The 24568-nt window shown below is 60.5% G+C and carries 22 protein-coding genes and 1 pseudogene; 14 read left to right on the top strand and 9 right to left on the bottom strand.

The annotated features are described in order from the left end of the window. Window positions 1-70 precede the first annotated feature (70 nt). Entirely contained in the window at window positions 71-1060 is a 990-nt protein-coding gene (locus CPZ01_RS03275) for an alkaline phosphatase family protein (RefSeq protein WP_096393415.1), read from the bottom strand. Window positions 1061-1337: 277 nt separating this feature from the next. Between CPZ01_RS03275 and CPZ01_RS03270 the strand changes: the two genes are divergently transcribed. The 5 genes from CPZ01_RS03270 to CPZ01_RS03250 are packed head-to-tail and all read left to right on the top strand — an operon-like array spanning window position 1338 to window position 7598. After that, window positions 1338-3134 carry an ABC transporter ATP-binding protein gene (locus CPZ01_RS03270; RefSeq protein ID WP_096393414.1) on the top strand — a complete coding sequence of 599 codons (1797 nt, stop codon included), beginning with the start codon at window positions 1338-1340 and terminating at the stop codon, window positions 3132-3134. Between the two features lie 46 nt (window positions 3135-3180). Then, window positions 3181-4380, top strand: a complete 1200-nt coding sequence (gene kdsB, locus CPZ01_RS15335) for a 3-deoxy-manno-octulosonate cytidylyltransferase (RefSeq protein WP_172863924.1) — start codon at window positions 3181-3183, stop codon at window positions 4378-4380. Then, a complete protein-coding gene (kdsA, locus tag CPZ01_RS03260; RefSeq protein WP_096393413.1) occupies window positions 4361-5185 on the top strand; it encodes a 3-deoxy-8-phosphooctulonate synthase in 825 nt (274 codons plus the stop codon). The genes kdsB and kdsA overlap by 20 nt, the downstream gene beginning before the upstream one ends. Next, complete coding sequence (locus tag CPZ01_RS03255; protein WP_096393412.1) at window positions 5178-6182, top strand: KpsF/GutQ family sugar-phosphate isomerase; 1005 nt, start codon at window positions 5178-5180, stop codon at window positions 6180-6182. The genes kdsA and CPZ01_RS03255 overlap by 8 nt, the downstream gene beginning before the upstream one ends. A gap of 54 nt (window positions 6183-6236) precedes the next feature. Next, entirely contained in the window at window positions 6237-7598 is a 1362-nt protein-coding gene (locus CPZ01_RS03250) for a glycosyltransferase family 61 protein (RefSeq protein WP_157745915.1), read from the top strand. Window positions 7599-7600: 2 nt separating this feature from the next. On the opposite strand, the gene CPZ01_RS03245 is transcribed toward CPZ01_RS03250, so the two are convergent. Then, a complete protein-coding gene (locus CPZ01_RS03245) occupies window positions 7601-8716 on the bottom strand; it encodes a nitroreductase family protein (RefSeq protein ID WP_096393410.1) in 1116 nt (371 codons plus the stop codon). 85 nt (window positions 8717-8801) lie between these two features. Between CPZ01_RS03245 and CPZ01_RS03240 the strand changes: the two genes are divergently transcribed. Beyond that, window positions 8802-10094 carry a polysaccharide pyruvyl transferase family protein gene (locus tag CPZ01_RS03240; RefSeq protein WP_096393409.1) on the top strand — a complete coding sequence of 431 codons (1293 nt, stop codon included), beginning with the start codon at window positions 8802-8804 and terminating at the stop codon, window positions 10092-10094. Between the two features lie 31 nt (window positions 10095-10125). On the opposite strand, the gene CPZ01_RS03235 is transcribed toward CPZ01_RS03240, so the two are convergent. Further along, a complete protein-coding gene (locus tag CPZ01_RS03235; protein WP_096393408.1) occupies window positions 10126-11091 on the bottom strand; it encodes an alkaline phosphatase family protein in 966 nt (321 codons plus the stop codon). A gap of 132 nt (window positions 11092-11223) precedes the next feature. On the opposite strand from CPZ01_RS03235, the pseudogene CPZ01_RS15780 reads away from it, so the two are divergent. Further along, window positions 11224-11719: pseudogene (locus tag CPZ01_RS15780) on the top strand (IS6 family transposase); the annotation flags it as partial. 203 nt (window positions 11720-11922) lie between these two features. Here CPZ01_RS15780 and CPZ01_RS03225 read toward each other — a convergent pair. Beyond that, complete coding sequence (locus tag CPZ01_RS03225) at window positions 11923-12855, bottom strand: glycosyltransferase family 2 protein (RefSeq protein WP_096393407.1); 933 nt, start codon at window positions 12853-12855, stop codon at window positions 11923-11925. Between the two features lie 557 nt (window positions 12856-13412). Here CPZ01_RS03225 and CPZ01_RS03220 point away from each other — a divergent pair. Further along, window positions 13413-14360 (top strand): hypothetical protein, encoded by a 948-nt coding sequence (locus CPZ01_RS03220; protein WP_157745913.1) that lies wholly within the window; start codon window positions 13413-13415, stop codon window positions 14358-14360. On the opposite strand, the gene CPZ01_RS03215 is transcribed toward CPZ01_RS03220, so the two are convergent. After that, window positions 14361-15305, bottom strand: coding sequence for a hypothetical protein (locus CPZ01_RS03215; RefSeq protein WP_096393405.1), 945 nt, complete (start codon window positions 15303-15305; stop codon window positions 14361-14363). Window positions 15306-15373: 68 nt separating this feature from the next. Further along, window positions 15374-16516: a glycosyltransferase gene (locus CPZ01_RS03210; protein ID WP_096393404.1), complete on the bottom strand. Its 1143-nt coding sequence runs from the start codon at window positions 16514-16516 to the stop codon at window positions 15374-15376. Between the two features lie 175 nt (window positions 16517-16691). On the opposite strand from CPZ01_RS03210, the gene CPZ01_RS03205 reads away from it, so the two are divergent. Both CPZ01_RS03205 and CPZ01_RS03200 read left to right on the top strand, forming a co-directional pair. Beyond that, a complete protein-coding gene (locus tag CPZ01_RS03205; protein WP_096393403.1) occupies window positions 16692-19832 on the top strand; it encodes an oligosaccharyl transferase, archaeosortase A system-associated in 3141 nt (1046 codons plus the stop codon). Window positions 19833-19912: 80 nt separating this feature from the next. Next, window positions 19913-20857: a DUF368 domain-containing protein gene (locus CPZ01_RS03200; protein ID WP_096393402.1), complete on the top strand. Its 945-nt coding sequence runs from the start codon at window positions 19913-19915 to the stop codon at window positions 20855-20857. 154 nt (window positions 20858-21011) lie between these two features. Here the strand turns inward: CPZ01_RS03200 and CPZ01_RS03195 are convergent, their stop codons facing one another. Together CPZ01_RS03195 and CPZ01_RS03190 are read right to left on the bottom strand one after the other, a co-directional pair. Continuing rightward, the gene (locus CPZ01_RS03195) at window positions 21012-21440 is read right to left on the bottom strand and encodes a PIN domain-containing protein (RefSeq protein ID WP_096393401.1); all 429 of its coding nucleotides are present in this window, start codon (window positions 21438-21440) and stop codon (window positions 21012-21014) included. Then, a complete protein-coding gene (locus CPZ01_RS03190; protein WP_096393400.1) occupies window positions 21437-21745 on the bottom strand; it encodes an AbrB/MazE/SpoVT family DNA-binding domain-containing protein in 309 nt (102 codons plus the stop codon). The genes CPZ01_RS03195 and CPZ01_RS03190 overlap by 4 nt, the downstream gene beginning before the upstream one ends. A 179-nt stretch (window positions 21746-21924) precedes the next feature. On the opposite strand from CPZ01_RS03190, the gene CPZ01_RS03185 reads away from it, so the two are divergent. The 4 genes from CPZ01_RS03185 (at window position 21925) to CPZ01_RS03170 (ending at window position 24168) form a co-directional block, all read left to right on the top strand. Continuing rightward, window positions 21925-22485, top strand: coding sequence for a thioredoxin family protein (locus CPZ01_RS03185; protein ID WP_096393399.1), 561 nt, complete (start codon window positions 21925-21927; stop codon window positions 22483-22485). A gap of 90 nt (window positions 22486-22575) precedes the next feature. Next, window positions 22576-23271: a hypothetical protein gene (locus tag CPZ01_RS03180; protein ID WP_096396112.1), complete on the top strand. Its 696-nt coding sequence runs from the start codon at window positions 22576-22578 to the stop codon at window positions 23269-23271. Between the two features lie 98 nt (window positions 23272-23369). Beyond that, complete coding sequence (locus CPZ01_RS03175; RefSeq protein ID WP_096393398.1) at window positions 23370-23786, top strand: MPN domain-containing protein; 417 nt, start codon at window positions 23370-23372, stop codon at window positions 23784-23786. 55 nt (window positions 23787-23841) lie between these two features. Continuing rightward, complete coding sequence (locus tag CPZ01_RS03170) at window positions 23842-24168, top strand: DUF5789 family protein (RefSeq protein WP_096393397.1); 327 nt, start codon at window positions 23842-23844, stop codon at window positions 24166-24168. A 37-nt stretch (window positions 24169-24205) separates the two neighbouring features. Here CPZ01_RS03170 and CPZ01_RS03165 read toward each other — a convergent pair whose 3' ends face one another. Further along, window positions 24206-24520 carry a PRC-barrel domain-containing protein gene (locus CPZ01_RS03165; RefSeq protein WP_096396110.1) on the bottom strand — a complete coding sequence of 105 codons (315 nt, stop codon included), beginning with the start codon at window positions 24518-24520 and terminating at the stop codon, window positions 24206-24208. Window positions 24521-24568: the final 48 nt, after the last annotated feature.

Raw genomic sequence — 24568 nt, 5'->3', positions numbered from 1 at the left:
TAGTTGGGTTGGCGGCGACGGGAGGAGGACCCAGGTACCGGACGGCCCGCATGGGATTCAAGACGACCATCTACTGGTATCCCAGCGCGGTCAATCGATGCTCGATCAACTCCTCGTCGTAACTGTCCCGCTCGATGGGTGCCTCGGCCCGGATCTGCTTCCGGTCGGTCCCATCGAATTCCACGTGTGGCACGATACAGAGTTCGTCGGTGCGGAGCCCCGGCGGATGACCATATATTCGCTTGCCCAACGGGAAAATACGTTCACCGAACATTTCGCCGTGATCCGCAGTTATGACGGTTTTACCACTGAGTCCCTCCACCAGTTCAGCCACGTGCGACAGCGTAATCGATAGCGACTCGCGGTACATCTGGAGATAGTCCTCCACTGTCAGGGGGAATTCGTCTCTCGTGATCCCCTCAAAGGTGATCCGATCGACATCGATGGACGACCTCTCCTCCGTGTAATCTCGCCAGTCAAACTCCCACCCTCCGATCGCGATATCGAGTTCACGCTGGATCGATCTCGCCGTGTCGCCAATATACGGCAAGTGAGGTTGGACGAAGTGGATCAGAAGTCGCTTCTGTGGAAAATCTTCCTCGATCGACAGCGCCCGTTCCGTCATCGTTTTCGGCATCACCGTATGGTACTCTTCATTCCAGTCGTCGAGTACCGGAATCAGGGCGTGAAATATCGGATCGGATCCGTAGTCACCACGTTCGAGCTTGAGTGATTTGGGGTTTGCCGTGAGATAGACTGTGTTGAACAGCTCTCTGTCCAAGAAGTTGCGCTGCAGGAATTCCGGGGTGCTGGACCCGAAGGTGACCCGAGAGTTCACTGGTGTATCCATGTCGAACAATCTGGAGAACTCGTCGTACCGGCACGCATCGAGAACGATCAGGTTATCCCAGTCCATCTCGGGAATCGGCGTTGGCGAGTCGTGGTTCTGTTCCCAGTGATTATTGTACGAATCCAAAAAAAAGTGCGTGGTTGCCGATCGGCAGAAGGAGAAGAACCCCTCATTAGTTAGTATTTCTCTTGACCGTCTGATCTTGTCCATTACGTGGAGGGATTTTCCGGAATTACTTAAACTTGCTGTGGCAGAAACTGACTCGTCTGAGCGGTAGGCCGATGGGGGCCGTCCTCGCGGTTAATGGCGAGGACACCGTAGAAACCTACAGGTCCGCTTCCAGGCTTTGGCAGGTGTGAACGTCAGACATACCCCCACTCCGTCGCCGTTTCGATTGCGGTCGGGCAGCAGTGGGCGGCGTCAGGTGGCCGCTGCGCCTCGCTTCTTCACAACTCTTATCAAGCGAGATAAAAAACATCTTATCTGAATGTCTGGCTCCGAGGAGAATATTACCTGGGAGGAGAAGATCACTGCCCTCCGGCGAGTTGTAGTGTATCGCCCAAAGCTCACTCTTATTATTGTTGCTTTCGGCGGTTTCACTGCGTTACTTGAGGGGATCGGACTGAGCTTCATCTGGCCAATCCTAGAGGTCGCACAGGCTGAAGATCCGATCACCCAGGCAGACGGGTTTTTGGGAGTCTTCCTGCGAGTGTACTCAATCCTCAGTATCCCGTTCGATCTGGAGTTTCTGATCATCGGAGTTGGACTAGCTATGACAATTCGGTTCACATCGTCATTTGTCGTGGCATGGCTCCGATCAATTCTCCAAATGAACTACGAGGAAACGCTGCGGACTCGAACGTTCGACACGGCGCTGGACGCCCAAGTCCAGTACTTCGATCAGGAGGGGTCGGACGACATTCTCAACGCGATCATCACGGAGACCCGATACTCTGGAAAGGTGATCAAATTCGCAGTGAAGTCGCTGGAAACCCTCTTCCTGGCGCTGGTCTACCTCGCGGTGATGTTCTACATTGCTCCGCGGATGACGGTGTTGGCCATCGTGCTACTCGGTGGAATCACGTACCTCCTGCGGGAGGTCATCGAACCGGCCTACACAGTCGGTTCGCGAGTGGCTAACGCAAACGAACGGGTTCAGGAGGCTGCGCAGGCCGGGACACAAGGGATCCGGGATGTTAAACTGTTCGGTCTCGCAACGGAGGTTTTCAGGAAGTTCGACGAGTGGATCAGCGAGTACCGCTCGTCGTCGATCGACCTCGCGCGAAACAAGGCCGCCATTCAGAATTTCTACGACCTCGCCGCCGCGCTCACGCTCTTCTTCCTCATCTACATCGGATTTACCTATAGTCGTCTCAACCTCGGCGCGCTCGGGATCTTCTTTCTCGCGATGTTTCGACTTACACCGCTTGTCAGTCGTCTGAACAGCAGCGTCTACCACGTCGAGGGAAACCTGTCACACCTGGTTCGCACGCAGGAGTTCGTCGACACGTTTCAGGCCCAGCGAGAATCGGATGGCGACGTCGAACCGGACGAGGTTTCGTCCATCGCCTTCGACGACGTTCACTTCTCGTACACGGATGACGAGACTGTGCTGAACGGGATTTCGTTCTCGGTCGACCGGGACGAGTTCGTCGCCTTCGTCGGCCAGTCGGGCGCAGGGAAGTCGACCATCGTTTCGCTCCTCGCGAGGTTCTACGACCCCGACACTGGACGGATCACCGCGGACGGAACGCCAATCGAGGAGTTCGACCTGCGCGCGTGGAGGGAGCGCATCGCAGTCGTCAGACAGCAGCCGTACATCTTCAACGATACGCTCCGAGGGAACATCACGGTCGGCAACAGAGACGCCGATCAGCGCGAAGTCAACAGAGTCTGTGAGATAGCCCGGGTCGACGAATTCATCGACGACCTCCCGGACGGATTCGACTCGCAACTTGGTGACGACGGTGTCAGACTGTCCGGCGGGCAGCGTCAGCGGGTCGCCCTGGCCCGAGCGCTCCTGACCGACGCCGACTTTCTTGTCTTGGACGAGGCCACGAGCGACCTCGACTCCAACCTCGAACGAGAGGTCCAGGCCTCCATCGAGGCCATGGAACGCGACCACGGAATAATTACGATCGCCCACCGCCTGTCCACGGTGCAGAACGCCGATCAGATACACACGGTCGAGGAGGGCCGAATCGTCGAGTCGGGGACGCACGAGGAATTGATCGTGGAGGACGGGGAGTACGCCGACCTCTACGCCATCCAGTCGAGCGGGTAGCGTCTAGGAGGAAAGTTATATCGGAGCCAGTAATCTCTACAGAGCCATGGGAGATACGATCCGGCTGGTAATCAGCGACGTGGATGGCGTCCTCACTGACTCGAAGCTTCACTACGGGAAGGACGAAGAGCTGTTTAAGTCGTTCAACGTAAAAGATGGTTACGGGATCGTGCGGTGGATCCAGGAAGAGGACCGGGACTTTGTCATCGTCACGTCTCGCGAGTCCCAGGCGGTCGCGCGACGCGCAGAAGAACTTGATGTCGAGGAGTTCTATCAGGGCGTTTCCGACAAAAGCGGAATAGTCAGATCGATAGTCCAACGACGGGGGATCGATCGGTCGCAGGTGGCGTACATTGGGGACGAGCCGACGGACCTGGAAGCGATGGAGAGCGTCGGAGTTGCCTGCTGTCCAGCGGACGTAGTGCGGCGGGTGAGGCGCCGGTGTGACTATGTGAGTAGCTTCGACGGTGGCGAGGGGGCCGTGCGAGATATTCTGGACACGCTACGGAATGGTTCCGGCACCGTTCTGGGAGTAATACCCGCTAGATACGGCTCCACGCGGCTTCCAGGAAAACCACTCGTCGACATCGACGGAAAGCCGATGATCACCCACGTATACGAACGCGCGAATCGGGCAACGACCCTCGATCGGGTCGTGGTGGCGACCGATGACGAGCGTATCGTCGATACGATTGAATCGGTCGGCGGAACGGCGATGATGACGAGTCCCGACCATCAAACCGGGACAGACAGGGTCGCCGAGGTGGCCCGTGAAGTCGGTGCGATGTTTACCGTCAACATCCAGGGTGACGAGCCCCTCATTCGACCGGATGTCATCGATTCGGTGGTGGAGACGCTCCGGACGACCGCCCCACGGGTTGCGACGCCGATATCACCCATCGACGAGGAATCAGAACTGAACGACGAGAACGTGGTGAAGGTCGTCACCGACAGCGAGAACCGGGCACTCTACTTCTCTCGGTCACTCATCCCGTCAGACGGCCAGCTCGGCTCAACTTACAAGCACATAGGCCTCTACGCCTTCGAGACCGAACAGCTGTTGGATTACGTGAGTATGCGCTCCGATTTGGAAACTCGCGAGAACTTGGAGCAACTACGCCTGCTCGAAAACGGATACGATATTCAGACCGTCGAAACCGACTACGAGTCGAAGGAGGTCAATGTAGAAAGAGATATTGCGGTCGTAGAGCAACAACTTCGTGGTAATGACGAGAATGAAAATTAGCGACCGGATATCCGTCGCTAACGACTCGGAGTTCTTTCTGATCGCTGGTCCCTGCGTTATCGAGTCCGAAGAGCAGGTACTGGAGACGGCGGAGACGCTGAAAACCGTCGGCGAGACACACGACATCGACGTGGTTTTCAAGAGCTCGTTCGATAAGGCGAACCGGTCATCGATCGACTCGTATCGCGGGCCTGGACTGGATCGGGGGCTCGAAATCCTCCAAATGGTGAAGACTCGATACGACCTCCCGATCATCACCGATTTTCACACGCCAGATCAGGCGTCTCGCGTCGCGGATGTCGTGGACGTTCTCCAAGTGCCTGCATTTCTCTCCAGGCAGACGGACATGCTGACAGCCGCCGGAGAAACCGGGCTCCCGATCAACGTGAAGAAGGGGCAGTTTCTCTCCGCGGAGGGAATGGAAAACGTCGTCGACAAGATCGAATCCACGGGCAATGAACGGATCCTCCTTTGCGAACGCGGCGCCATGTACGGCTACAATAATCTCGTTGTAGACTTCCGAAATATAGACATCATGAAGGACATCGGCAAACCGGTCGTCTTCGACACGACACACTCCGTACAGCGACCCGGTTCACATGGAGACAGCAGCGGTGGTGATCGTCGGTTCGCACCCACGCTGGCGCGCGCAGCGCTTGCGACCGGAGTTGCCGGGATATTCGCGGAAGTACATCCAGATCCACCGTCAGCGAAGTGTGACGCCGCGACGCAGCTACCGCTCAGCCGCGTGGACTCGTTGGTTGAGCAGTGGCTAGCGATCGACTCCACCGTCAAAGATGAGTAGAGACCGTGCGGACTCGACGGGCGACGACACGATCACGACCATAGAACGGACGATCGAACTCCAAGCCGCTTGCGTCGCGGACCTCCTGAATGAGGAGACGGTCGACCAGATAAAGAGGGTCGCAGAGATGATCGACGCCTCCGACGGTCGGATCGTGTTCACCGGCGTCGGAAAATCGGGAGATGTCGCCAAAAAAATAGTGTCGACGTTCAATAGCATCGGCGTCTCCTCCCACTTCATTCACCCGGTTGAGGCGTTACACGGTGACATCGGAGTCCTGGCCGAGGACGATATCGTGATTTTCGTGTCGAACAGCGGGAACACGAACGAAATCGTGGAACTCCAAAAGTTCATAGAGCCGTTCGATCCCATGACGATCACCATCACGTCGAGTCCCGATTCGAAACTTGGTCGCAGTGCTGACCGGATCGTCGACACGCGGATTTCAGAGGAGGGGTCTGTCGTCGATCTCGTTCCTATGGCCAGCACCACGACGACCATCGTGATCGGTGACTGTATCGCGAACGCACTCATGGAACGGAAGGGGTTCACGAAAGACGACTTCGGGCAGTTCCACCCGAGCGGTACTATCGGGAAACGACTCCTCCTAGACGCGAGCGACCTACTCTACGGCGACATTCCGAGGACCCACCCGGATGATACGCTCGCCGAGGTCGCACTGAAAATGAGCAAGGGTGGCAAGGGCATCGCCGTCGTACAGAACCAGCACGGGCAGGTCTTAGGGATACTGACCGACGGCGACATCCGGAGACTCCTTCAGGACGACACGGATCTCCACGACGTCGTGGCCGAGGAGGTGATGATCACCGACCCGGTGACCATCACCCCCGACGTTTCGGCGGTCGAAGCGCTCGAACTCCTCGAAGAAAATAACATTACGCAACTCGTCGTCGCCGACAGCGACAACACGTTTGAGGGAATCATCCACCTCCACGACATCATGGAGGAGGGACTGACCAGCACACGGAACCCTTAGGACCGGATGTCATCCGATCAATGTCCCGCGAAAACGACCTAGAGCAGTGTCGGTTTGAAGCAGGAAATCTCTAGACTGGATCGGGAGGACGTGTTCGTTTCACCTCCGCTGGGTACCGAGATATCAGCCGTTCCGGATCCGAAACCCGAATATACTGTTACAAACAATACAAACGTAATAATGAGAGTGGGAGCGCTCGTCGGCAAAGCGCGAAGGAAGTGGGAACGAGATGGCCCACTCGCCACGTACCGGGCCGGGCGAGCGCTGGCCCTCGACAGAGCGTCTAAAGCGGTGGCCCCTATCGTACTGACGCAGTTCGATCTGGCCAGAACGGAGGATCTGATCGACGACCACCGGATCACCTGGCAGGTGAAGTTGGACGAGTCCACGGCAGCCCCCGACGCACGGACACCGTTCGGCGTCGACCCGTCTTCCAGGGGGTTCAGGAACCTGCCCCGATACTCCTACACCGACCAACATCTATTCGTCGTTCCCGAGGTTGAACTTGTGGGACCAGACGCGATTCCCGTCATCGACGACGACACCATCGTCTGTGAGGCCATAGAGCCATCCGGAGAGGAGGGGTACAGATTGAAGCAGGCAGTAGCGCGCACCCTGACCGACCGAAGAACCATCGCCGAGATGATCAGCCGCGATCCCCACCAAGAACTGTCGTACGCCTGCTCGCTGGTCAACAGTTGGGACAACTACTATCACTGGGTGATCGAGCATCTGCCGAAACTTCGGGCGCTGGAGTACCTGAAGCGGAACCGCGACGTCCAGGTGGAACTCGTCGTCCCGGCGGAGCCACCGTCGTACATCGAGGAATCTCTCGAACTGCTGGGGTACAGTCTCGAGGACTGTATTGGTTGGGAGGGTGGCGTCGTCTCCGTGGACAACCTAGTTCAGCCGAGTTTCACGGAACCAACGGTCCCGGTCTGTCGATGGCTGAACGAACGGGTGGGGTCGGAAGTCGACCGGAACGGCGCAGCGCCTGCCTGCGGCGACGAGCGGATATTCGTCTCCCGCGAGAAGGCTCGAACCCGGAAGATAACGAACAGAGCGGAGGTTTCGACCGTCCTAAAGGAGTACGATATCAAGACTTACACGACCGAGGATCTGCGGTTCGACGAACAGGTCGAGCTGTTCAGCAGGGCGTCGCTGATCGTCGGCGTCCACGGCGCAGGGTTGACCGACATGATCTGGGCAGACGATTGTGCCATCGTCGAGATATTCAACGACGTGATCAAACCGCCGTACTTCGAAATTGCACGCCTGCTCGGGCACGATTACCACTGCCTACGAGGCGTTTCCACCGCTGACGACACGTACAACAGCGACCTTCACGTTGACGTGTCCCAGTTGCGACATTTACTGGACGAAATCGATCGCTCGTCGGGTGGGGAATCGAACTGACTTCACAGCTCGTTGTAGGAGCGGGCGTCCTCGACCCCCATCTTCTTGGAGTACGGGACCTTCTCGTCCGGATCTGGGTACCCAATCGCCATCATCATGACGACGCATTCGTCGGGGTCGAGGTTCAACAGGGTCTCGATTTTCCGCTCTCGATGCGGAATAGCGGGCCAGTTGATACAGCACGAGGCCAGTCCCTGCGTCTCCAGGGAGAACTGGAAAGCCATCGCCGCAAGACTGGCGTCGATGTAGATGACGTGTCGATCCCGGTCGTCGAAGTACGCACGCTGCTTACCGACGATTACTCCAAGACACGGGATGTTCTCTCGGTAGCCGGTTGCCCCCATCGCGAGCGACGAGACCGAATCGATCAGTTCCCGGTCGTCGAACAGTCGAAATTCGTAGGACTGCCGGTTACAGGCGCTGGGAGACTGTAACGCCACCTTGATCGCACTGTCCAGTTTCTCTCGGGGGACGTCTTTGTCTTCGAACCACCGGGTACTCGTTCGCTGTCTCGAAAGCTGTTCCAACGCTTCCGGGCGGACCCCGGATCCGTCGATCTCGTCCCGACGAAACGGCGTTTGATCGGTCGGGCGATACGCTATCTCGGCGAGGAACTCGTCGAAATTCGACTTCGCGGCAGAGATTGGCGGCGTCATTTCGACGGTATCGAAGTACTCCGCCAGTACATCCACTGCCCACTCAAGTCGTTTATCACCGTCACGGTCCCACGTGGACCGAAGATCGGCAACGACCTGCTCGATATACGATTCGGCGAACACCGGCCGCCGATCCTTCATGGACAGCCCCTTCTCGATCCGGTGGACGTTACGGATGATGCGGAAGTGGGGTTCGTCACCCGTCTCTTCGGACTCGCTATAGGAGGCGATCCCCCAGAGTACCGACCGCTGCTCCCGGTAGAAGGTCCCCGAAAGCAGAAAGTAAAGTGCCGTCAGAACTCGAGATCGGGCGATGAGCCGAAGCGTCCGATCTTTCGGTACGGCGTTCCAGACGACCGTCTGAAAGAATCGATCCGTGATGAAATTGCTCGACCGCCTCAGAAGCGCGACAAGACCCTCCTCCTTGTAAATACTGCTAATCTTCTTCGTGATAGATTTCATCCACAGTAACTACGGACGCCAGCACTTGAATTCCACCTTTCGTCTACCGAGTGTATTATATTCGCTGACAGTCTTGGCTGTACACATGTCGATTCGCGACGTCGTGCGTAACATCTCTCTCGTTTCCTCCGCGGAAGCCCGAGCATTATACGATCGCCTGACGAGCGACGATCATTCGGGAACACGTGACGATGGGTCGTCGATCCTCATTTCCGGTGGGGAGCTATTCAACAAGGGTGCTCAGGCGATGACGTACACCGTGGTCGACGAGATCTCGAGAAGATACCCGAACAAGAGAGTCTATCTGCTGTCCGAACAGGACTATCTTCGCGACCCTGCGGAGAAGGACGCGTACACGTTTGAAATCCTTCCATGGGACTCGGAGATTCAGCTTTCACTCCTAGCACCGTACGCGAACCTGACGAACACTCAGTCGCACCCGACTGAAGTCCACCGGTCAGTTCGAAACGCGTTCGAAGACTGTCGCATGATCTTGGACATCAACGGATACGCTCTGTCCTCACAGATGGGGGCCAGAATGTCGTTTTCGTATCTCACGACGGTCCTCCTCGCGCGGATGTACAGTGTTCCGATGTACATTCTCCCCCAGTCAATCGGTCCGTTCGACTACTCCCTGCCGATGAGACTCCTCCTCGATCCGCTCATGAGAACATATCTTCCGTACCCGAAGATGATCTGTCCTCGGGAGGAAGACGGGGTCAGGGCACTCGAACCGTACACGAGAGCAAACGTCCGGCGAGAGTTCGACATTGTTCTTCAGGGCGGCGAGTACGACTTGGAGAACATCTACGTGACCGACCGTGGTATCGAGGTTCGGACCCTCCCCGACGATGCCGTCGGAATCGTGCCCAATTCAAAGGTGTTCGAACGAACGTCAAATGAATTGTTCTATGCGATGTACGAGCAGCTAATCGATTGCCTGCTGGAGCTGGACAAGGAGGTATATGTTCTGCGTCACTCGACCGAGGACTTAGAACTCTGCAAGGCGATCTGCGAACCATTTACGCGAGTCAATGCCGTCCATATGCTCGACGACGACTTCGACGCGCCCGAACTTGAGGCGTTGATCGCACAGTTCGAATACATGATTGCGTCGAGATATCACTCCATCGTTCACGGATACAAACACGGAGTACCGGTCGTGGCGATCGGGTGGGCCGTGAAATACGACGAACTGCTGCGACGGTTCGACCAGAGCCAGTATTTTTTCGACGTACGAGACGGACTCGACGTGCAGCGACTGACGGATGCCGTCGTCCGGATGGACCGCAACAGCGGCACCGAGTCGGCGGGGATAGCCAGCACAGCGGAGAGCATCAAGGAGCGAGCCCTGTTCGACAACGTGTTCGAGGAGTGATCGAAACCACAGTGTGGTGTCGAGGCCGGAGCTATCTGTAACCAAGTGCCTCCAGATGCGCCTCGACGGATTCGTCCACGCGTGTCGAACCGATGGGCTCTTCGGCAACGATCTCTCGTCGGTCACCATCTTGGAAGACGTACCAAGGTACCTCTCGCAACTCGCTGACGTTACAGTTGCTGTAGTGGCCAAAGTCGTACTTCGAGAACTGGTTCCCCCAGCGGTGGTGGAGCACTTTCATCCAGAGCGGCATCCCTTCCCCAAGTAGCTCCCCGTGATCGGCCGTGAACACCACCTTTCCGTCGACGTCTGCGAGGGCCTCCTTGGTTAATTGGACCGCGTTCAGCAGGTTTTCTTCGTAGACATCCAACATCTCGGCCGGCGAGATTCCGTGTTTCATCGCCGCTTTGTAGTTCCGGTAGGGTGAGTCTTCGGGAACTGGGCCTCCGTCTTTCAGTTCGTGAGGGGTGTGCGGGGGAAGCAGATGGACGACGTGGCGTTTGTTCGGGTGCTTCTCGTGGAGTTCGACGGATCGTTCCAGCAGCGGTTTGGGATCCATGATCCCTGGGCTCTCCTGTCCTTTCCTCGTCGTACTGGAACGACTCTCCCACGATTTCACAAGTTTGTACGTGTTCAGGTGTTCCTCGTTCTTCCCGACGATGGGATTCGCGGACAGGTAGACGGTGTCGTGGGCAGTTCGTTTAGAGAACGTCCGCCTGAGGAAGTTCGCAGTGACGGAGGCAACGGACCGTCGAGGAGAGACATCTTCCCCGACAACGTCTGTGAAGACATCATATCGCGCACAGTCAAAGATGACCAACGTGTCCCAGTCCTCGTCCAGCACGTTGAACCCGTCGTCCGGGTATCTCCACTCCAAGATTGGTTGCCCTAATTTTTTTGAGGCGGACTCCAACACGTAATTGCTTGACCGCCGCAGAAGCGCGACTAGACCCTCCTTCCTGTAGATACTGCTAACCCGCCTCATGATAGATTTCATCCACAGTAACTACGGACGCCAGCACTTCAATTCTACCTTTCGTCGGTGCGTCGCGTTAAGTTTGAGGATGAGGCGCTCGACTTCAGAGTGTCGATGGCCGAAACCGAGTGCCTAAGCGAACGTATCGCATGAATCGACTTGTCGTTTGTGAAGCGAGATCGAACTCCGCGCTGGGCGATTGAAGTAGGGATCTGCTGTCACTTGGCCGGCATGTCACTACGTGAGGTAAGTAAGCATCTTGAACTGTTTGGATCAAGCGGAGTCATGTTGCGATCCATAACTGGGTTCATAAGGCCGATCTACAGCCGATCTCAACCGTCTCCGAGGATCAACTCGCGGTTGACGAAAAGATGATCCGCCTCCACGACCAGCAGTTCTGGCTGTGCGACGCGGTTGATCACAGACGAACGAAATTCTTCACGTAAGCCTCTATCCGACCGCAAATAAACAGACAACACGATGGTTTCTGACCGAGCTACACTGGCGCTACCAGCTCAATAACGTGGAATTTCTCGTCGATGACGGAGACTATCTCGGATCTGTTCTCGCCGAAGATGGCTATCGAGTTTAAATCATTCAACATGGAAATCGGAATGCTATCGAACGCATCTTTTAAGAAATAGGACAATAAACATCATCGTGTGCGAATAGTTTTAGCAATATCGCGTTAGAGACAGATCAAAACTGGCGATCTTATCGAGACTGTCCCAGACGAAGGTGATTATGGACCCCTGTATCAGGTTGACGTTTACAGGTGTTTTCATCGACGATTCCTACCCCATGACGACGTGCCTTCGTCGTTCGGAAGCCGATATCTCTCCTGACCCGCCATCATGTTGTGACCATACGTCTCGCTTTCAGTGCAGCATCGTACGCGTTCATACCAAACAGAGAGAGGAGGAAGTAAGCGACCAGTTTTGATTCGAACGGGTACGCAGCGAGTCCACTCAAAAAATACCTTCTCGCGGTCTTGGTATCACGATTCACGAGAGCTGCGTCCCCGACCTCCATCCGGAGTCTGGCGAGAGCTCGCCGCTTGAACATCGCACCGTACGCGGCTGCATCGCGACGAATCTTGGACTCGAAGAACGGATACGTTGTCTCTAGGAGGGGCTCAAGATTCTTGCTGATTTGGTCGTCTTTTCCCGAGCGTTTGACTGTCAGGTGGTCGTCGACAGCTCGGAAGTCATACTTGTCGGCAACCCGAAGATAGAACTCCCAATCCTGCCAGCTCGGGAGTTCTCGCTTTAGGGGTTTGATGGTATCGAACACTCGAGACTTCACGACCACGCTGGAGAACGTGCCGACATAGTCTCCAAGTAGCAGCCGTCGTTTTGGGTCGTCTGGCGAGGTTGTTGGAACCTTATCAATAGTCTCGCCGTCGAAATTTTGGATCTCGATAGCGGTATGGACGAGGCCGCAGTAATCCGGAGCGTTTTCAAACGCCTGCATCTGTCGTTCCAGTTTCTCGGGTCGCCAATAGTCGTCCGCGTCAAGGAACGCCACGAACGCTCCCTCAGCGAGTTCAATTCCCTTGTTTCGGGCCGCGTTCGCCCCCTGATTCTCCTCAAAACAGTGGTACAAGATGTCCCCGCCGTACTCCCCGACGAGCCGTTCCGTCTTGTCCATGGAGGCGTCGTCGACGACGACGACTTCGACGTTCTCATAGGTTTGTGCGAGAGCGCTATCGATCGATTTGCCGAGTACCTCTGCCCGGTTGTACGTCGGAATCACGACACTCACCGTTCCGGGAGTACTCATCATGTTCGGCTCTGTGGGGAATTGATAAAATAATATTGTTCTAACCCCGCGTAGCGCGGGGTTGATCAGATCGACTTCTCGCTTTGATGCTGCTCGGCCTAATCGTAGTCCTCGGGGTACCTCCGTCCATATCCTAACCGTCTATCTGGATTACATCTATCACGTGGACGCTCTCTATGCGTGAACCGATCGATTCAAAAATCCACACTTATCGCAGTTAAACGGCTGCATCAGTTGGTACGCGTGAAAGATGGCTGGTGTAAACGTATAGTTCCCGGTCATTTTGCGGTCCCGTCCCGGCGCGAGGACGACAGTTTTCGTTACCCGTGGGAGTCGATGTGGCGACAAATGAGTTTGGTGTAGGGACCAGTACGCACTGATGTAGTCGGCTGTTTTGGGCGGTATTAGTATGTTGCCTGCCTGGTAAACAGAGCTGTTTTGTAGCGGTCTGTTGAACGAGGTGATAATGCTTGTTGGCGCAAACCGCATCGCTCGAAATATCATCAATAACGGAGTTTTTGAGGCGTGCTCTAGAGTTCTCCGGAAGCAACGAGCTACGAATGATTGATGAAGAGACTGTCTTTGCAATCACTGCCGACGAGGGAGCCTTTGGTGCGCAGGCACTCGTACTCGTGCGCTCCATCCGAGAACACCACCCAGAGTCAGATATAGTCGTATTTATCCCCGAAATGGGTGCTTCGGCGATGTCGAAAAACCTACTGGCAGAGTTAGAAAAGGATACGACCGTCGAGGTAGGGCCGTATCCAGACGACGACTATCCAATTACAGCCCAACTTCGCGCGTTTGAACTCGCTGCAGAACGGAGTGGTGTAGAGCAAGCGGTGATGCTAGATACCGACATCGTCTTGCTGGATCGCCTGTCGTTCCCCGCTGGAGACGCGGCACTGAGCGCGCGAGCGTGTACGCTTCGTGGGTCCTTCTGGACGCACGACGTGTCCGTTCCGGTCTGGGAACTGCTGTACACCCGCTACAATATCTCGGAGCCTGAGCACAGCATATCCGCGGTGCTCGGCGGTGAGTTACCGTACCCGTTCTACAACTCCGCTGCCGTGGTCGCCCGCGACCTATCTCTCCCCGGACGTCTTTTAGAATTGAGCATGAAAATTCGAGCTGACGAGAGTGCTGATGTCGCCGAGGCTGCCGGGAGCCGAACGCCACTGTTTTACAGTGACCAGGTTGCCTTATCGCTACTCGCCCAGGAGACCTCGTTTGCGACACTCCCGCTCACGAACAACTACCCGGTGCCCGCGTTTCTCCGGGTGCCTCGGTCAGTTGCAGGCCTTCATTATGGCAACCGAGCGCTTCTCAGTACCGCCCTTCCGGAGCATGAGTGGGACGAGTATGCGGAGTTGTTAGAGCTTGATTCGACCCCGATGAACTGGGGGAAGCGTGCCATGAGTGCTGGCTGGTTCCGGGTCGCAAACAGGCTACCATACCGCACTCAGACGTTCATCCGCCGCCTTGCGAACTCACGCCACGCACCCTGATTATTTATATCCGAGTGCTTCCAAGCGGTCGGATACGTCCTCGTTTGTTGGGGCCTCGTTGGTTGTTTCGGGTTCGTATTCGCGTACCTGTTCGGCATTCGTGGTGACCCAGGGAACGTCGCGCAGCGCTGAGAGACAGATTCCTGCGGGGTGTCCGTAGACGCCGTACTCTCCCACAGCATTCCCGTGGTCGGCAGTCATGGCGACGACGTCAGCGTCGATCGTCTCTATAAGCAATTCGACGTCGTTGAGGACGGCTCGGAGGTTCTCTCGGTAGGCATCCCAGAGCGCATCGTATTCTATCTCGCCGTCTCGAAGCAATTCCCAGACGTTCCTCGAATCGAACGTCTCGCCCCAGTTCTCGAGCGACAGGCCAGCACCAGCAATCGAGGAACCGATGAATGGGTAGTGTGGCTGCATGTAGTGGACTATCATGCGATCTGCGTCCGCCTCCGATCGCCATCGGGCGATAGCTTGGTCAGTCAGTGGCCGCGGACGGATTGTTTCCGCCGCCTCATCCCACTCGTTGCGCCACACTTCGTCGACTACAGCAAAGTCTTCGGACGATACATGGTCGTCGCTAAATGGATTTCCCGTGACGTAGATGGTGTTTGCGACTACATCTTGGTGCTTTGCCGTGAACGTGTTATTCATCCACTCGGCAGAGGTACTTCCTACTGAACGCCGGGTTTCGATGACGTCCAGAAACGGATACTCACCAGTGACCTCTCGAAGGAGGTCGACACGACAAGCGTCGAGAATCAACAGAACGTCCCAGTCGTCCTCGTAGATATTGTCGCCCTGTCGGTCGCCGAAGAGTGAACAACCGGCTCTGAGTGTAGACTCATAACAATAATAAAAAGCCTCACGTGTCAGTTGCCAGAGCCCCTGTGTCCGATAAATCTGTAATCCGGACTGGAGAAGGGAGGTTCCCGAATTTGCCATCGGTATTTTATTCCCTGAGAGCAATAAAATAGTTTGTACTTGTCCAACCAATTCCGGGAGTTGACCGACTAGTCGAACGCTTCCCTCAATTCTGCGTCAGCTTCCCATGTACCGTCGCCCTTTCCGCGTAACAATTCTACACACGCACGCAACAACGACACCTGCGTATCGAGCAAAGAATACAGTGCTTGTACAGGTCCGAGCACGTCCTTCTGCCCCAAGTACGTGAACAGTCCGAAGACGAGCGGCAACGCGAGCCCCGCCACACCGAACGCGATCACGGAGCCGACCGTCCCGACCGCTAGCGTCAGTGCCAGCAGCCACGGCGACGCAATCATGAACCACCAGTTGAACGGCAACACTACCATCCCGTATCTCCCGTACCGTCCAAGTGCGTCTCGGTGCTGGACCAGTAGTTGAATCAATCCCATCGCCCGGCGATCCTTCTGCTTCCGGCGCTTGACGAACGCCGAGTGACTCGCCTCCATGTATTCTACCGCGGGATCGAACACCACTCGGCCGCCCTGACGACGGATCTTCAGCGCGAGCTCCGTGTCGTCGGCCAGCGAGTTCGGGTCGATCGACAACAGCGCGTCGTTCTCAAACGCAGAGAAGGGCCCGTGGAAGATGAGCGTTGAGTCGAGGTGCGACTCCAGCTGCTGGATGTGCGACTGCACGCCGCGATAACCCGATTCCACCTCGCTGCCGCCGAGGACCTCGACGTTCCGCCCCGTGACGGCGTCGACCTCCTCGTCGGCGAGGTTCGCCGCCGCCTCGCGGAGCACGTCCGGCGGCAGCTTCGAGTCACAGTCGGTCTTAACGACCATCTCGTTTTGCGCCGCCTCGTACGCCTCGTTGAGCGCGGGTGCGAGCCCCCGCCGCTCGTCCTCCTCGATCAGCACGAGATCGAGAGCGTCCACGTCCTCGAAGTACTCGCGGATCAGCGATCGCGTCTCGTCGGTCGAGGAGTCGACGACGACGAGCTCGATCTTTGCCATCGGGTAGTCGAGCTCGAGGAGGTCGTCGAGCTTCGCATGGATGATCCGAGCTTCGTTGTACGTGGGGAGGACGACGCTCACCGTCGGCTCCGCCGGCTCCTTGGCGGCGGGTGAGCCCTCGGGGCGGACCCACGCGTACAGTCCGAGGAAGACGAGATACGGTGCGGCCGTCACGCCCAGAAGGCCCAGCGCGGCCGCCGCGAACACGTTCATATGTCGGTGTTGTCGGCACCGAATAAAAAGGCACCTTCACGAGATCTTCCCGTTGAACTCCCACAGATCGTCTCTACGCCGCTCAACTGCCCTCAGTGATAGCACGACATGTACAACTCCATCGGCTACCGGTATATAACAAGCCTTATGGAGGTTTTGGAAGTGACTTCGTGTAATGAGTCAGCAAACCGACGCCGTCGGAGATGATGGGGGATCGCCCCTCGACGTCCTCAGACGGTGGTATCATGTCCCGCTCCTCTTCGGGGCATTCGTATTCATGCTGTGGACCCGCCTCCGGTCGTACGGCAACTTCGTCCAAAACGGCGAAGTGTACTTCCGCGGCAACGACGCGTGGTACCACCTCCGCGAAACGTCATACCTCTTGGAGAACTGGCCGAACACGCTCCCGTTCGACCCGTGGACGGGGTTCCCGTACGGAAACAGTGCGGGTCAGTTCGGTACTCTCTGGGACCACATCATGGCCGTCGGCGTGTGGATCGCTCGGCCGATCATGGGCGGCACCGAGGAGGTCATGCTCGTTATGGCCCCCATCGTCGGCGCACTCGTCGCCGTACCGACGTACTTCATCGCGCGGCGGTTCACCGAGCGCGTTCCCGCGCTCGCCGGAGCGGCGACGCTCGCGCTCTTCTCGGGCACCTTCTTCCGATACTCGCTCGTCGGCTTCCCCGACCACAGCGCGGCCGAGGTCCTCTTCCAGAGCACCGCCGTCCTCGCGTTCCTCGTCGCCTTCGGCGTCGCCGAGCGCGAGAAGCCGGTGTGGGAGCTCGTCGTTGATCAGGATTGGGACGCGCTGAAGCGCCCGCTGGCCTTCGCCGCCGCCGCCGGGGTTGCGCTCGGTCTGTACATGTGGACGTGGCAGCCGGGCGTCCTCCTGGTCGGTATCACGGGGGTCTTCCTCGCGGTGAAGCTCACGAGCGACGTCTACCACGGCGAGAGCCCCGAACCGATCGCCTTCGTCGGGGCGGTCGCCATGACCGTCGCCGGGGCAATGCAGCTGGTCCCGCTCGACACGTTCTCTTTCCAAACCACTCAGTATTCGCTCCTCCAAGTGATTCTCCCGCTCGGCGTCGCGCTCGGCGCCGTCTTCCTTGCTTGGCTCGCGCGCCAGTGGGAGTCACGAGACCTCGAAGCTGCGACCTTCCCGCCAGCCGTCGGCGGGCTCATCGTCGCGTCTGCTGTCGTCATTTGGCTTGCGCTCCCCTCGCTCTGGGGGACACTCACTAACAACCTCCTGAACTTCGTCGGATTCAGCGCCACCGCACAGTTCCGCACCATCGGCGAAGCCCAGCCCCCCCTCCAGGGCGCCTCGTTCTCGAACTTCGTCCTCTCGCAGTACGGGCTCGCCTTCTTCCTCGCGCTCGCCGCGGTCCTCTACATCCTTGCGCGCCCGCTGTACCGCTCCGACGACACCAATCACACCCTCTACATCCCGGCCGCGCTCGCAGTCGTCGGCTCCGTCTACGCGGTCCCGCAGGCGTACGGCGCGGTCGGCGGCCTCGTCGGCGTCGACTGGCAGGTGATCGGCCTGCTCATCGCCGCCGCCTTCCTCGTCGGTGCGACGCTGCTCGTCGAGTACGACGCCGAGGAGCTGTACTTCGTCGTGTGGGCGGCGTTCATCGGCAGCGCGGCGTTCACGCAGACGCGGTTCAACTACTACCTCGCCGTCGTCGTCGCGGTCGGCACGGCGTACTTCCTCCAGGTCGCGCTCGACGCCCTCGATCTCACCTCGCTCGACGCCGTCCGCGACATCGAGGGGTGGCAGGTGCTCACCGTCGCCGCCGTGCTCGCGGTCCTCATCGTCCCGCTCGTCGGCGTCGCCACCCCGGTCTGGCAAGCGGGCAACTCCAGCGGCCCCGGCAGCGTCGTCCAGTGGGACGAGAGCCTCCAGTGGATGAACGACAACACCCCGAAACCGGGCGAGCTCGAGGGCGCGGACAACCCGATGGAGCTGTACGGCACCTACGAGCGCCCCGCAGACGGCGACTTCGAGTATCCGGAGGGCGCGTACGGCGTCCAGTCGTGGTGGGACTACGGCCACTGGATCACCACGCGCGCCGAGCGCATCCCGAACGCGAACCCGTTCCAGCAGAACGCGGGCGCAGCGGCGGACTACCTCCTCGCACCGAGCGAGGAGGAAGCGGCCGAAGTCCTCGCGAGCCAGAGCACCGAGGGCAACGAGACCCGCTACGTGATGGTCGACTGGCAGATGGCGTCGACGAACTCCAAGTTCAACGCGCCGGTGACGTTCTACTCGGGCAACGAGACGGTGCGTGACTTCAACGAGGTGCTCTACCAGCGCGTCCAAGGCCAGAACGGTCAGGGCGGCGGGCTCCGGTTCGCGCTCCAGCTGCGCACCCAGCGCTACCACGAGAGCCAGATGATCCGGCTCTACCAGCACTACGGCAGCGCGGTCGAGCCACAGCCGGTCGTCGTCGACTGGGAGCCGCAGACCGCGCAGACCCAGGCGGGCGAACAGGTCGAGATCAAGGTGCTCCCGACGGAAGGTCAGGCGATCCGCCGGTTCGATAACCTCTCGGCGGCGCAGGCGTACGTCGAGGAGGACGGCTCCGCGCAGGTCGGCGGCGTGATGGGCGTCCCCTCCGAGCGGCTGGACGCGCTCGAACACTACCGGCTGGTCCACGCCACGGAGGCGCCGGGCCGGTCGCCGTACGCCCAGCAGGCGAGCATCCTCGCCCAGCGGTTCGGCGTCGACCTCCAGGCGACGTTCGGCGAGTCGTTCTTCGGCGCGCTGCGCGACGACTTCGTCAAGACGTTCGAACGCGTGCCGGGCGCGACCGTCGAGGGGTCGGGCGCCGACCCCGGCCAGGAGGTCAAGGCGACCGTCGAACTCCGGAAGCCGGACGGGCAGACGTTCGAGTACACGCAGTACGCGACCGCCGACGAGGACGGGACCTTCGAGTTCACGCTCCCGTACTCGACGACGGGCTACGAAGAGTTCGGCCCCGAGAACGGGTACACGAACACGAGCGTCCGCGCGACCGGGCCGTACAATATTACCACCGAGCGGACGACCGGCGACGACCTGTACACCACCGAGCGGTTCGGACAGGTCGAGGTGACCGAGGGCCAGGTCGTCGGCGTCGACGACGCGGCGGCGACGGTCGAGCTCGAAGAGCGGATCATCGACTGTCCCAGCGGCGACCCCGAGTGCCCGGTCGACGACGGCGGCGGAAGCGACGGCGGCGACTCGACGAACTCGACCGACGCGGGGTCGCTGATCGGCGCCGAGCCGGTCGCGAGCGCGGCCGACCTGACCGCGAGCGCGGCGAACTGACCGCGGACGCCGAGGCCGCGGCCGATGCGGCCGTCTGATACCCGGCCCTTCTTTACCGCGGCCGCGTTTCTCCAGAGCAGATGGCCGACCTCCGCGAGTGGGCGACGATATACCTCAAGGGCGTGGCGATGGGGAGCGCCGACGCCGTGCCGGGCGTCTCCGGCGGCACCATCGCGCTGATCGTCGGGATCTACGAGCGGCTGATCGCGGCGGTCACCGCCGTCGACCCCGACCGCGCCCGCCGCGTGCTCGCCGGCGTCCGACCGGGCGGCCGCGCCGACGCGCGGGCCGCGTTCCGCGAGGTCGACGGCGCCTTCCTCCTCGTGTTGGGCGGGGGGATCGGCACCGCGGTCGTGACCGTGTTGAGCGCGGTCAACCGCCTGCTCACGACCCAGCCGGTGGCGACGTACGGCTTCTTCTTCGGGCTGATCGCGGCCAGCGCCGCGGTGCTGCTCGGCGACGTCGACCTCGCGACGCCGCGCCGGAAGGCCGCCGCGGTCGCCGGCTTCGCGCTCGCGTTCCTCGCGTCCGGCGTCGCGGCGACCGCGCTCGGCAACCCCCTACCGGTCGTCTTCGTCGCCGGGGGCCTCGCCGTCAGCGCGATGGTGCTGCCCGGGATCTCGGGCTCGCTGCTGCTCGTCGTCCTCGGCCAGTACGAGTACATGTCCGGCGTCGTCGCGCGGTTCGTCGACGCCGCCGGCGCGCTCGCGCTGGGCGACGGCGCGGACGCGCTCGTCGAGACGCTGCCGCCGGTGGCGGCGTTCCTCCTCGGCGGCGTCTGCGGGCTATTCACCATCGCGCACGCCGTCCGCTACGCGCTGGCGCGGGCGCGGGCCGCCACGCTCGCGTTCCTCGTGAGCCTCGTCGTCGGGGCGCTGCGCGCGCCGCTGGTGGAGGTGTTTGCGCGGCTGGCCGAGAGCGGCGAGTCCTGGCGCGCGGCCGCGCCGCGGTTCGCGCTGGCCGCGCTCGTCGGCGCCGGGCTCGTGGCCGTTCTGAATCGGTACTCCGCGACCATCGAGTACTGAGCAGCGGGTCCGGTCGCAGTTAAGAAGCGAAAGCAGGTCACAGCCAGTCAGTCGTCACCACCCACCGCCAAATGTGCGGCCTTGTCGGTGGCCCCGGTTCTGGCCGACCCTACAGAGAACAGCGGAGAGAGCCCACGACAGTCGTGGGAGGAAGTCAAGCTGGTTCGGTCCGGAACCGAGTGATCGGGACATCGGTGACGTCGTCGTAGTCGTCGTCGGCACCGACCAACAGCATCCCGTCGACGTGCGCTGCTGTCCCGAGCGCAAAAGCATCACCGAGTGCTGGCGAGTAGCGGAATTTGAAGTCGGCTGCTGACGCCCATGTCTGTTCGGTGTCGACGCGACGGATGCCACTTTCCTCGAGAACGTCGACGACGGCATCAGCGCGCTCCTCGCCGTCGATCGCCCGGACAATATAATGGACCTCGGCAAGATTGGCCGCCGAGATGTAGCCGTCTGCTGCGCCTTCGATGGCCTCAACGTACGTTTCGACGGTGTCGCTCCCTGGTTCGTTACAGAAATAGGCGATGAGTGGTTCGGCGTCGAAGACGATCGTTTCGGGAATCTCAGCCCCGTTGGTCATGCGTCACCCTCGTCGTCACCGGCGTAGCGCCGCCGCAACTCTTCTTCACTGGCTTTGTCCGCTGTCCGTTCCTCTTGGAGGCGCTCGGTTGCTGAGCGCCCCTGCTCGTCGGTTTTCCCTTCCAGAACCCCACGCAGGTCCGTAACCGAGTGGATGGGGCGAACAACGATGTCGCCCTCTTCGGTCCGAATGAACTTCACACGGCCGGGCGTGTCGATACCCAACTCCTCACGGAACTCCTTCGGGATTGTGGCTTGCCCGCGCGACGATACGGACACCACTTTTTCAGACTCTGTCTTACTCATACTATTTTCTATTATTACTTTTCTTCAGACATATAAAATACTAGCGTTGAATTAGGTAGTTAACAGATCAGATCAGTCATTGATTCGCCGGTCTCGAGTGAACGGCTCGTCGTGGATCGCTGACTCGACATCTGAAGTGGCTCGCAACGCCTTTTCCGTTCCCGCGCGTACGCCCCGATATGGTCCAGATGGAATCCGACTCGGCGCTCGACCGCGGCGACGCCGCGCCCGACTTCGAACTGCCCGGCGCGGACGGGGAAACGTACGCGCTCGACGACTTCGACGCGGACGCGCTGCTCATCGTGTTTACGTGTAACCACTGCCCGTACGCGAAGGCGAAGATCGACCTGCTGAACGAGCTCGCCGCCGGGTACGACGACCTCGCGGTCGTCGGGATCAACCCCAACGACGCCGACGCGTACCCCGAGGACTCCTTCGAGGCGATGCGCGAGGCGGTCGCGGACGGCACCGTCGCGTACGACGCGTACCTCCGCGACGAGACCGGCGAGGTCGCGGCCGCCTACGACGCGGTGTGTACCCCCGACCCGTTCCTCTTCGGCCGCGAGGACGGCGCGTGGCGGCTGCGCTACCACGGCCGCCTCGACGACGCGCTCAACCCCGACGACGAGCCGACCGAGTTCTACATTCGCGACGCGGTCGACGCCGTCCTCGCGGGCGAGGACGTCGAAATCCCGGACCGGCCCTCCCGGGGCTGTTCGATCAAATGGCCCGACGCCTGAGTCGCCCCCGCTGCGATCACCGGTAACACCGGATCGGCGTTCCGCCGGAGACGACTTAACAAGCGTCCGGGCCGAACGGGTGGTATGGGAATGAAAGGCGACGAGCCGGACCTCCACGAGATCGATCGCTACGACGGCGGCGTCGGCTGGATCGCGTACCCCGACGAGACGATGGAGCGCGCGAGCCACGCGTTCGCGGTCCACAACGACGAGACGGGCGCGGACGACGTGTGGGTGGTCGACCCGGTCGACGCGCCCGGGGTCGACGAGCTGCTCGCCGACCTCGGCGACGTCGCCGGCGTCGTGGTCGGGCTCGACCGCCACGTGCGCGACAGCGGCGAGGTCGCCGCGCGCCACGACGTCCCGGTGTACGTCCCCGAGTGGATGACGGGCGTCGCGGAGGAGCTCGGCCCGGACGTCGAGGTCGAGCGGTTCGGCGCACGGCTCGCGGACACCGGCTTCGAGGCAATCAAAATCCGCGACTCCTCGCTGCCGCCGTGGCAGGAGGTCGGGCTCTTCGACGGGGAGACGCTGATCGTCCCCGAGTCGCTCGGCTCCGCGTCGTACTTCCGGGGCGACCGCGAGCGCCTCGGCGTCCACCCGATGCTGCGGCTCACGCCGCCGACTGGCGCGCTCTCCGGGCTCGACCCCGAGCGCGTCCTCGTCGGCCACGGCGTGGGCGTCCACGAGCGCGCGGCCGTCGCCCTCGAGGACGCGCTCTCCGACTCGCGGCCGAAGGCGCCGGGACTGTACGCGAAGACGCTCAAATCGGCGCTGCCGTTCTGAGCGCGGGCAGAGACGGGCTGTGAGGTCGGACGCACCGACCGCACCGACCGATCCGTGCGTGACCTTTTGCCAATGCGTCCCGTAGCGAGGCTCGACCAGTGATCTACGTCACCCGCGACCTGTTGACCGTGCTGCGCGAGCGCGCCGCGAGCGAGGACCCCGAGGCGGTGAACCTCCGGCTCTCGGCCACGCCGGCCGGCGAGTTCGAGGCCGACCTCGGCCTCGACCCGGCTACGCCGGTGGTGACCCACTTCACGCTCCCGTCCGTGGGGAACTCCGTCAGCTCCGTGTTCGGCGTCGACCTCGGCACGCCGGCGGGCGCGGGCGGCGCGCGGTTCCTCTCGCACCCGGACGGGTTCCTCGGGGTCTCCCGCACCGACGACCTCGCGGGCGTGGTGATCGTCGCGGTCCCGCCGTACGACGGCGACTCGGTCGCCGCGTTCGACCGGTCCGGGGACGGGGTCGAGCTCGCCGTCGTCGACGCCGCGCCGCCGACCGAGTCCGTGCCGGAATGAGCGGGACGCGCCGAGAACAGGGGTTTCAAGCCGCCGGAGGGAGTAACACGCCGTAATGGCAGCACGGCCACCCGGCGGCGGCGATACGGAGGAGCCGGAGGCGATCGAGTTCGGCATCGCCGCGCTCGACGCACGGCTCGACGAGGCGGACGTGTCGTTTCCCGCGACGGCCGCGGAGCTACGGGACGCGCTCGGCGATCAGGAGGTGCCCTACGACGCGCAGGGACGCTCCATCGCGCTCGCGGACGCGCTCGACCGCGTGCCCAAGCGGGAGTTCGAAAACGAGACGACGTTTCTCGACGCCATGTACCCGGTGTTCGACGAGGCGCGCCGGGAAGAGCGCGGCGTGATCGCCAGCCTCCGCGACGCTCTCCCCTTCTGAAGCGGCCCCGGGCGCGGCGCGCGCGGTCGGGAACCTGTTACCGGGACTCCGCCCGGGCCTCGACCTCGCTCCCTTCCTCGTCGGACTCGCCCGTGTCGTACCGCTCGATGACGTCGTTGATCAGGACGACGTCGCCGACCGCGCGGACCCAGCGGTACGGGACGATGACGCCGGTCGATCCGCCCACCTGTCCGGCGAACAGTTCGTGGTTGAGTTCGGCGAGCGCGAGGCCGGTGACGGAGCGCGCGTCCAGATCGAGCTGGATGTCTTCGATCTCGCCGACGAAAACGCCGTTGCTCGAGTACACCTCGCGACCGACGAGCGACGTGATCTCTTCGGGGGCTGCGTTCATACCTGATAGGGTCACGAGCGCGCCTAATAAGCGTTCGTTGTCGAACGA

Origin of the sequence: Halorubrum trapanicum (assembly GCF_002355655.1) — an archaeon.
Taxonomy (GTDB): Archaea; Halobacteriota; Halobacteria; order Halobacteriales; family Haloferacaceae; genus Halorubrum; species Halorubrum trapanicum_A.
Note: the sequence above shows the minus strand (reverse complement) of the source record. Positions and strands in the feature narration are given on the sequence as shown.

Coding starts and splice junctions, on each gene's coding strand:
- CPZ01_RS03275 (WP_096393415.1), bottom strand. CDS start 1,060: ATGGACAAGATCAGACGGTCAAGAGAAATACTAACTAATGAGGGGTTC.
- CPZ01_RS03270 (WP_096393414.1), top strand. CDS start 1,338: ATGTCTGGCTCCGAGGAGAATATTACCTGGGAGGAGAAGATCACTGCC.
- kdsB (WP_172863924.1), top strand. CDS start 3,181: ATGGGAGATACGATCCGGCTGGTAATCAGCGACGTGGATGGCGTCCTC.
- kdsA (WP_096393413.1), top strand. CDS start 4,361: ATGACGAGAATGAAAATTAGCGACCGGATATCCGTCGCTAACGACTCG.
- CPZ01_RS03255 (WP_096393412.1), top strand. CDS start 5,178: ATGAGTAGAGACCGTGCGGACTCGACGGGCGACGACACGATCACGACC.
- CPZ01_RS03245 (WP_096393410.1), bottom strand. CDS start 8,716: ATGAAATCTATCACGAAGAAGATTAGCAGTATTTACAAGGAGGAGGGT.
- CPZ01_RS03240 (WP_096393409.1), top strand. CDS start 8,802: ATGTCGATTCGCGACGTCGTGCGTAACATCTCTCTCGTTTCCTCCGCG.
- CPZ01_RS03235 (WP_096393408.1), bottom strand. CDS start 11,091: ATGAAATCTATCATGAGGCGGGTTAGCAGTATCTACAGGAAGGAGGGT.
- CPZ01_RS03225 (WP_096393407.1), bottom strand. CDS start 12,855: ATGATGAGTACTCCCGGAACGGTGAGTGTCGTGATTCCGACGTACAAC.
- CPZ01_RS03220 (WP_157745913.1), top strand. CDS start 13,413: ATGATTGATGAAGAGACTGTCTTTGCAATCACTGCCGACGAGGGAGCC.
- CPZ01_RS03215 (WP_096393405.1), bottom strand. CDS start 15,305: ATGGCAAATTCGGGAACCTCCCTTCTCCAGTCCGGATTACAGATTTAT.
- CPZ01_RS03210 (WP_096393404.1), bottom strand. CDS start 16,516: ATGAACGTGTTCGCGGCGGCCGCGCTGGGCCTTCTGGGCGTGACGGCC.
- CPZ01_RS03205 (WP_096393403.1), top strand. CDS start 16,692: ATGAGTCAGCAAACCGACGCCGTCGGAGATGATGGGGGATCGCCCCTC.
- CPZ01_RS03200 (WP_096393402.1), top strand. CDS start 19,913: ATGGCCGACCTCCGCGAGTGGGCGACGATATACCTCAAGGGCGTGGCG.
- CPZ01_RS03195 (WP_096393401.1), bottom strand. CDS start 21,440: ATGACCAACGGGGCTGAGATTCCCGAAACGATCGTCTTCGACGCCGAA.
- CPZ01_RS03190 (WP_096393400.1), bottom strand. CDS start 21,745: ATGAGTAAGACAGAGTCTGAAAAAGTGGTGTCCGTATCGTCGCGCGGG.
- CPZ01_RS03185 (WP_096393399.1), top strand. CDS start 21,925: ATGGTCCAGATGGAATCCGACTCGGCGCTCGACCGCGGCGACGCCGCG.
- CPZ01_RS03180 (WP_096396112.1), top strand. CDS start 22,576: ATGAAAGGCGACGAGCCGGACCTCCACGAGATCGATCGCTACGACGGC.
- CPZ01_RS03170 (WP_096393397.1), top strand. CDS start 23,842: ATGGCAGCACGGCCACCCGGCGGCGGCGATACGGAGGAGCCGGAGGCG.
- CPZ01_RS03165 (WP_096396110.1), bottom strand. CDS start 24,520: ATGAACGCAGCCCCCGAAGAGATCACGTCGCTCGTCGGTCGCGAGGTG.